The organism is Nonomuraea basaltis (assembly GCF_005893125.1).
GTDB classification, from domain to species: domain Bacteria; phylum Actinomycetota; class Actinomycetes; order Streptosporangiales; family Streptosporangiaceae; genus Nonomuraea; species Nonomuraea basaltis.
Genome location: NZ_VCJS01000381.1, coordinates 1 through 7341, shown reverse-complemented (window position 1 = coordinate 7341; position 7341 = coordinate 1). Strand labels below are relative to the sequence as shown.

6 protein-coding genes are annotated in these 7341 nt (G+C 72.8%); 3 read left to right on the top strand and 3 right to left on the bottom strand.

Going from position 1 to position 7341, the window contains the following annotated elements; translation table 11 throughout:
• Positions 1-129: 129 nt before the first annotated feature.
• The 3 genes from EJK15_RS66030 to EJK15_RS66020 form a co-directional block, all read right to left on the bottom strand.
• Positions 130-1935 carry an alpha/beta fold hydrolase gene (locus EJK15_RS66030; protein WP_171075368.1) on the bottom strand — a complete coding sequence of 602 codons (1806 nt, stop codon included), beginning with the start codon at positions 1933-1935 and terminating at the stop codon, positions 130-132.
• Complete coding sequence (locus tag EJK15_RS66025) at positions 1932-2666, bottom strand: enoyl-CoA hydratase/isomerase family protein (RefSeq protein WP_171075367.1); 735 nt, start codon at positions 2664-2666, stop codon at positions 1932-1934. The genes EJK15_RS66030 and EJK15_RS66025 overlap by 4 nt, the downstream gene beginning before the upstream one ends.
• Before the next feature lie 79 nt (positions 2667-2745).
• On the bottom strand, positions 2746-3267 hold the full coding sequence (locus EJK15_RS66020; protein ID WP_138720394.1) for a class I SAM-dependent methyltransferase: 522 nt from the start codon (positions 3265-3267) through the stop codon (positions 2746-2748).
• Positions 3268-3572: 305 nt separating this feature from the next.
• On the opposite strand from EJK15_RS66020, the gene EJK15_RS66015 reads away from it, so the two are divergent.
• From EJK15_RS66015 to EJK15_RS66005, 3 genes are all read left to right on the top strand, one after another.
• A complete protein-coding gene (locus EJK15_RS66015) occupies positions 3573-4670 on the top strand; it encodes a nitric oxide synthase oxygenase (RefSeq protein WP_138720393.1) in 1098 nt (365 codons plus the stop codon).
• Positions 4671-4801: 131 nt separating this feature from the next.
• On the top strand, positions 4802-5992 hold the full coding sequence (locus tag EJK15_RS66010; protein ID WP_138720392.1) for a cytochrome P450: 1191 nt from the start codon (positions 4802-4804) through the stop codon (positions 5990-5992).
• The coding region (locus EJK15_RS66005; protein WP_138720391.1) for an aldehyde dehydrogenase family protein at positions 5989-7341 on the top strand (1353 nt) is incomplete at its 3' end. The genes EJK15_RS66010 and EJK15_RS66005, both read left to right, overlap by 4 nt.

Genomic DNA, 7341 nt, shown 5'->3' with positions numbered 1-7341 from the left:
CGCCCGCCCACCCCCGGAACGCGGCGGTGCCGCCGCCACCGTGAGGAAGACAGATGAGCCGGATGTCCGCCGACGGGTTGGGCGGGCTCATACGCAGCCAGCCGCCGGCCGACTGCCTGCCTGGCACGCTCATCCCGACCATGGCACCGTCACGGCGACGATCCAGCCGAGCAGGCCCGCCTGGATGAGCGCGGCCACCCTCGGGTCCCTGCCCGCCGCGTAGGCGGCGGCGGCCAGCGGCTCGAAGAGGAGGAGCAGCACGCCGAGGAACATGGCGTACAGGCCGACGATGTCCTGGAAGACGCCCACGGCGAGCCCCGCGTAGACGACGATCACCGCCAGCAGGCGACCGGCCAGCGAGCTCGCCACGGCGACGAGGAGGTTGCCGCGCCGCAGCAGACCCTCCAGAGCGAGGAAGAAGGGCAGCGCCAGGGCGGCGGAGACGATCCCGGCGATCGCGCGCTCGGAGGTGGGGACGAGCCGGTGGAACACCGGGCCCAGCGGGGCGAGCAGCACGTACGTTCCGGCAAGTCCGGCGAGGGCGGGCCACGCCAGCCGGGCCGCGCCGTCGGCCAGGGGACGCGGAGCGGCCAGCACCCGCCCCAACCGGCTCGCCGGGGCCATGGCGGGGATCGAGAGGAGGATCCCGCCGGAGACGGCGAGGAAGGCCAGCATCGCGTCGCCGCCCTCGAGACCGAGGAACCCGGCCAGCGTGCGCCCGTCCACCCCGCCCACGAACTGGACGGGCAGCGAGGCGAGCATCGCCCCGGCGAACAGCGCCAACCGCCAGTGCGCCCCCGCCGCGGAGACCACCCCGGCCGCGCTCCCTTCCGCCGGGAGGGAGCGGCCGGAGCGGCGTTGCGGAGGGACCGGTCCAGCAGGGAGGTCTCTCGTCGGGCCGGGGCCGTCAGGGGGGCGTCCCGCCGGGACCAGGGCGTGCAGGGGACGTTCCGCCGTGACCCGCTCGTGGGAGAGGCGCCCTGCGGTGAGGGCGCGGGGCGGGTGACGGGCCGCCCTGCCCGCCGCGACGCCCAGCCCGGCCAGCAGCACCAGCACGCACGGCAGGTACCATGCGCTGAGGCCGAGGCGCGGGTCGTCGAGTCCAGGTGGCCGCCTCGCCGCGTTGCCGGCCGAGGTGTCCAGCCAGGCGACGGCCTCGCGGAACGCCGTGTCCGAGTACAGCACCGTCATGTGGTCGGTGCCCGGGACGAGGCTCCGCCGCACGGCCTGGCCCGCCTGTGGATCGCCGTACGTCCGCCCCTCCTCGGGGGTCACGCCCGCGAGCTGCCGCGCCGTGCCCATCGTCTCCTCGTGGATCGGCTGCGCGTCCCCGGCGGCGACGAGGAAGAGCGCGTTGCGCGGCCGCAGCGGCCCGGCCAAGGCCGGGTTGACCGAGCCGGAGAGCGCGATGGTGGCAACCGGCCTCGGGTCCCGCGAGGCGAAGTCCATCACCAGCGCGGCCCCGAGCGAGTGCCCCATGAGCAGCACCCGCTTCCCGTCCACGTAGGGGTAGGCGCCCAGCCAATCGACCACGGCCTTGAGGTCGGCCCGCAGCCGGTCGGGCTCCGAGGCGAAGGGCGTGACGGAGAAGGGCGTCCGGCTGGCCCCGTGACCGGCGAGGTCGAAGGCCAGCACCGCGTACCCGGCTCGGGCCAGGCTGCGCGCGATCGGGCTCATCATCTCCCGGTCGGCGCTGTGGCCGTGCGCGATGACCACGACGGGAGGTCGCTGCCCGGCGGGACGCGGCAGCGTGAACCCGATGGCCGGGTGCCCGGGAGGCGGCTGTCCCGGCACGAAGACGGTGGCCGGGATCCGCCCGGCGATCTCGACGTCGCGCCTCGGTGGTCCGCCCCAGTTCTCGGCGCCGAGCCTGACCAGCAGGAACGCGGCGGCCAGCAGGGCGACGAGCAGCAGGAACCCGCCCCAGCGCGTCATCGCGACAACCAGGCCTCGGCCGAGGCGCGGTGGTGCTCGGAGCCCAGGCATTCCGCCTGCCGCGCCAGGTATTCCTGAAGTGGGTCGGCGCCGGCGCCGGCCAGGCTCAGCAGCCGCTTGCAGACCGCGAAGCTGTGCACCTGGGACAGCGGCGCCAGCTCATGCGCCATCTCCACGGCGGCGGCCAGCGGGTCGAGGCTCACCTTCTCCAGCACGCCGAGCTCCGCGGCTCGCGCGGCGGTCCACCGGTCGCCGAACAGCACCATGCGCCGCGTCAGTGCCACACCGACGTAGCGGGGCAGACGGTGGACGCCGAATCCGGGTATCAGCCCCTCGCGGATCGCGGGCAGTTCGAAGACCGCGTCAGGTGAGGCCACGCGAGCGTCGCAGGCAAGCGCGATCTGGAACCCGCCGCCCAGGCAGTGGCCGTGGATGGCACAGATCACCGGTTTGGGCATCTCCTCGCAGAGGGCGACCGCCCGTTCCCACTCGTCGAACCACCCCAGGGGGATTCGCCCCGTCGCCAGAGCGGTCAGGTCGATACCGCTGCAGAACGAGCGGCCTGCGCCGTGGATGACGACGGCGTGGACGTCGGGGGAGTCGGCGCAGTCGCGCAGGGCCAGGCCGAACTCCGCCAGCGCCGCGCCGTCCACCGCGTTGAGGACCTCTGGACGGTTCAGCCTCACCTTGGCGACGTGGTGGTCGACCGTCACATCTACGGGTTCCGACATGCGGTGGAGCGTAGGCCGGGCGGCGGCGGCGGCGGAAGGTGCCATCCCCGACCTTCGGTCCTTCGGCGGTTTCCGGAAATCAGAAGGACAGGTCGACCGCTCGTACGAGGCCCATGAGCAGCCTGCGCCGGTCGGCCACGCGGAACCCCGCCTCGTGCACCGGCCGCCACACGTGCCGCCTGGCGTGCACGTGATCCAGCACCAGCAGGTGACCGCCCGGCCGCAGGACGCGCCTGATCTCCTTGAAGGCCGGGCCTCCGCCGAGCAGCGTCAGGCTCAGCGCGCACACCGCGGCGTCGAACGACCTGTCCAGGAAGGGCAGACGATGGGCGTCCGACTGGCACAGCGCGACCCGCACCCGCGCGTCGCGGTGCCTGGCCCGGGCCAGCATCGGGCCGCTGTAGTCCACCATCGTGACGCGGCATCCCGGCGGGTAGTGCGGCAGGTTGGCGCCGGTGCCCGCGGCGACGTCCAGGACGTCCCCACGGGCTCGGGTGCACAGCCAGACCCGCGCCCGGGCGAAGGCGTGCCGCTCGAACGGCCGCATCGCCTCGTCATAGTCCGCGGCCTGGCCATCCCAGTCCGCGCGGCTCCCGACCATCGCTCAACCATAGGAACGGGATCCCTGCCCTGGAACACCTCAGGCTCGACGTTTCCGGCGTCCGGAAGGACGGACCGGGCGGGGCGTCGGTGCTCGGACCTTAGGGATCACCTCGCCGTCCCCGTACATTCGGCCCATCACCATCACTCCCACACCGCGTTCGGGGGCGTGCGCCGCGGAACCGGATGGGACGGAGGAGGTGAGCGCAGATGCGTTACCTGCACTGACGTAACGCGGATGTAGCAACTCGGTGGCCCGGCCTTACCGCCGGGTCACCACCCCGCCCGCCGCGCGAGGAGGAGAGCATGACGGAGGTGACCGTTCCAGCCTCCGGCCGGAGCCTGGAAGACGAGGCCGAGGCGTTCGTGCGGCAGTTCCACGACGAGAACCCCGACGCCGGCCCGCCCGGAGGGCGGCTGGAAGAAGTGCGCAGGTCGATCGGCGAGCACGGCACCTACGCGCACACCTCCGCCGAGTTGGCCCACGCCGCCCGCGTGGCCTGGCGCAACAGCAAGAGGTGCATCGGCCGGCTCTACTGGCGCAACCTGGTGGTCCGCGACCGCCGCCACGTGAACACGGCCGAGGGCGTCTACCTAGAGTGCGTCGCGCATCTGCGGCATGCGTTCGCGCACGGCCGGATCCGCCCCATGATCACCGTTTTCGCCCGCGCAGCCCCCGGATGCGCGGGCCCGCGCATCCACAACGAGCAGCTCGTCAGGTACGCGGGCTACCGCCGCGACGACGGCACCGTCCTCGGCGACCCGAGGAACGCGGCGCTGACCGAGCGGGTGATGAAACTCGGCTGGCCCGGCGGCCCGGGCACCTCGTTCGACCCGCTGCCGCTGCTCGTCGAAACGCCGGGGGAGCGGCCGCGGTTGTTCGACCTACCCGCGGAGTCCGTGCACGAGGTGCCCATCGGCCATCCCGACCTGCCGTGGTTCGGGGAGCTGGGGCTGCGCTGGCACGCGGTGCCCGCGATCTCCGACATGACGCTGCTGGCGGGCGGGCTGCGCTACCCGGCCGCGCCGTTCAACGGCTGGTACATGGGCACGGAGATCGGCGCGCGCAACCTGGCCGACGACGACAGGTACGCGATGTTGCCCGAGATCGCCCACCGGATGGGGCTGTCCACGGCCGCCCACCGCACTCTCTGGAAGGATCGCGCGCTCGTCGAACTGAACGTCGCCGTACTCTGGTCGTTCCAGCGCTCCAGGGTGACGATGAGCGACCATCACACGGAGGCGGAGCGGTTCATGCGGCACCTGGAGCGCGAGCGCCGCGCGGGCCGGCGGGTGCCCGCCGAGTGGGCGTGGATCGTCCCGCCGCTGTCCGGAGCCGCCACGCCCGTCTTCCACCGCTACTACGACGACATGGACCTCCTGCCGAATTTCATCCACCGCTGAGCCCGCACACACTTGCCGGAGACCGGAAAGCCTGGGCAGGGGGAGATGTCTCGTTCACGGCGTATCTGGGATCGACCGCACACGATTACCGTCGGAGAGCCCGCACGGGGCGAGGTGAGGAGGTGCCTCGAGTGACGGCTTCCACGACGACACATTCGGCCGATCCGCTGTTCAACCCGCTCGACGACGATGTCCTGTCCGACCCGTACCCGGCCTATCGCCGGCTGCGGGAGACCGCGCCGGTCTACTGGCACGAGCAGCTGCGGTGCTGGCTGCTGACCAGGTTCGCGGACTGCTCCACCGTGCTGCGGGACTCTCAGCGGTTCGCCGCCGACTTCCGCCGCATCGGCGAGCCCACTCCGCCCACGCTGCTGAGCCTGCAGACGCTCGACCCACCCGAGCACACGCCCCTGCGCCACCTGGCTCTGGACGCGGTGCGCGCCCAGGATCTGAAGGCCGTCGAGGCGGTGCTGACCGAGCGGGCGGACGCCCTCCTCGAACCGCTCATGGACAGGGGCGTGTTCGACTTCGTCCGGGAGTTCGCCGATCCGTTCACGTTGTTCGCCATCACCCGCTTCATCGGCGTCGACCCGCCGCGGACCGGCGACGCCTTCGACCGCCTGAACGACGACCTCGACCGCAGCATGGACGCCCAGCTGGCGCCAGACGCGGTGGATCCGGGGTTGAAGGCCAGAGCCGTGTTCAACGACCTGATCCGCTCCTGGCTGGCCGACCCGCCGGGCGAGGGCGCGCTCGGCTACGTGGCCACGCACCTGGAGGACTCTGGAGTGGCCAACGACGAGGTACTGGTCAGCTCCGTACGGGCGTTCTTCCACGCCGGCTTCGAGGTGCCCAGCCGCTTCCTCGGCAACGCCGTAGCCCGCCTGCTCAGGCATCCTGAGGCGGAGGACGCCCTGCGTACCGGCGCGGCCGGGCTCGACCTGGCGATCGAGGAGCTGCTGCGCCTGTCGAGTCCCGTGCACGCGCTGAGCCGCGGCAGCACCGAGGACGTCGAGCTGGGCGGCGCGAAGATCCGCCAGGGCGACGTCGTCACCGCCATGCTCGCGGCAGCGGACCGTGACCCGGAGCAGTTCCCCGACCCGGAGACGATGGTGCTGGACCGCCACCCCAACCCCCACCTCGGCTTCGGCCGCGGCTCCCACTCGTGTCTGGGGCTCAACGTCGCCCGCGTCGAGGCGCGGGTGGTCCTGTCGGCGCTGCTGAGCCGCCCCCGCCTGCGCTTCGCCGCGGAGCCCGTGCCCCGGCGCAACGCCACGTTGCGCGGCCTGTCCCGCCTGCCGGTCACGGTGGTACGGCCATGAAGGGCCTCTACATCGACGGCGCCTGGGTGGCCCCGCACGGCACGGGAACGCTGGACATCCTCGACCCCACCACGGAGCAGGCCATCGGAGCCATCCGCCTAGGTGACGCCGAGGACGTCGACCGGGCCGTCCGCGCGGCCGCGCGCGCCTTCCCCCGTTGGTCGCGCACTCCCGAGCGGGAGCGGCTCGGATACGTTCGCGAGCTCGGTCAGCTCGTCGCCGGCCACGCCGACGAGCTGACCGAGCTCATCGTGGCCGACCTCGGCATGCCGCGCGCGATCGCCCGCGAGGTGCAGGTCGCCGCCCCCGCGGAGATCTTCATGATGGCCGCCGAACTGGCCGAGGGCCTCTCAACCCCCTCGCCCCTGCCAGGCGCGGCGGCGAACACGCTGGTCGTACGCGAGCCGGTGGGCGTCGTGGGCGCCATCACGCCCTGGAACTTCCCGCTTCAGGAGATCGCCGCCAAGATCGCCCCCGCCCTGGCCGTGGGCTGCACGGTGGTGGTCAAACCCAGCGAGGTCGTCCCCTTGGCGGCGCTCCGCCTGGCGGAGCTCGTCGACGCCGCCGGACTGCCCGCCGGGGTGTTCAACCTGATCCCCGGCACCGGCCCGGTGGCGGGTGCGGCGCTGGCCGCCCATCCGCTGATCGACATGCTGTCATTCACCGGCTCCACGGCCACCGGCAGCCGGGTCGCGGAGCCGGCCGGCCGCAACGTGAAGAAGACCAGCCTGGAGATGGGTGGCAAGTCGCCGTGCGTCCTGCTCGACGACGCCCCGTTGGAGTCGGCCGTGCAGGACGCGGTCATGAACGCGTTCTTCAACTCGGGTCAGACCTGCAACGCGCTCACCCGCCTGCTCGTGCCCCGGACCCGGCTTCCGGAGGTCGAGAAGCTGGCCGTGGCGGCGGCGGAGGCGAACACCATCGGCGATCCCAGGAACGAGGACACCACGCTCGGTCCGCTGGTGTCCAGGCTGCAGCTCGACCGGGTACGCCGGTACATCGACCGCGGCGTCGCCGAGGGCGCTCGCCTGATCACGGGACACCACGCGCTTCCGGCGCGCGGCTTCTTCGCCGGTCCGGCCGTCTTCACGGAGGTTCCCGCGGGTGCGGGCATCGCCTCCGAGGAGATCTTCGGCCCCGTCCTGTGCGTCCAGGCCTACGAGGGTGAGGATGAGGCCGTCGAGTTGGCCGACGCGACCCCGTATGGGCTGTCGGCGGCGGTGTGGTCGGCCGACACGGAGCGCGCGGCGCGCGTCGCGCGCCGCATCCGCGCCGGTCAGGTGCACATCAACGGCGCCGGCTTCGACCTGGGTGCACCGTTCGGTGGCTTCAAGCGCTCCGACCACGGG

What these genes read in the sequence shown, in the direction of transcription:
- EJK15_RS66030 (WP_171075368.1), bottom strand. Translation starts at nt 1,935, where the DNA reads ATGACGCGCTGGGGCGGGTTCCTGCTGCTCGTCGCCCTGCTGGCCGCC.
- EJK15_RS66025 (WP_171075367.1), bottom strand. Translation starts at nt 2,666, where the DNA reads ATGTCGGAACCCGTAGATGTGACGGTCGACCACCACGTCGCCAAGGTG.
- EJK15_RS66020 (WP_138720394.1), bottom strand. Translation starts at nt 3,267, where the DNA reads ATGGTCGGGAGCCGCGCGGACTGGGATGGCCAGGCCGCGGACTATGAC.
- EJK15_RS66015 (WP_138720393.1), top strand. Translation starts at nt 3,573, where the DNA reads ATGACGGAGGTGACCGTTCCAGCCTCCGGCCGGAGCCTGGAAGACGAG.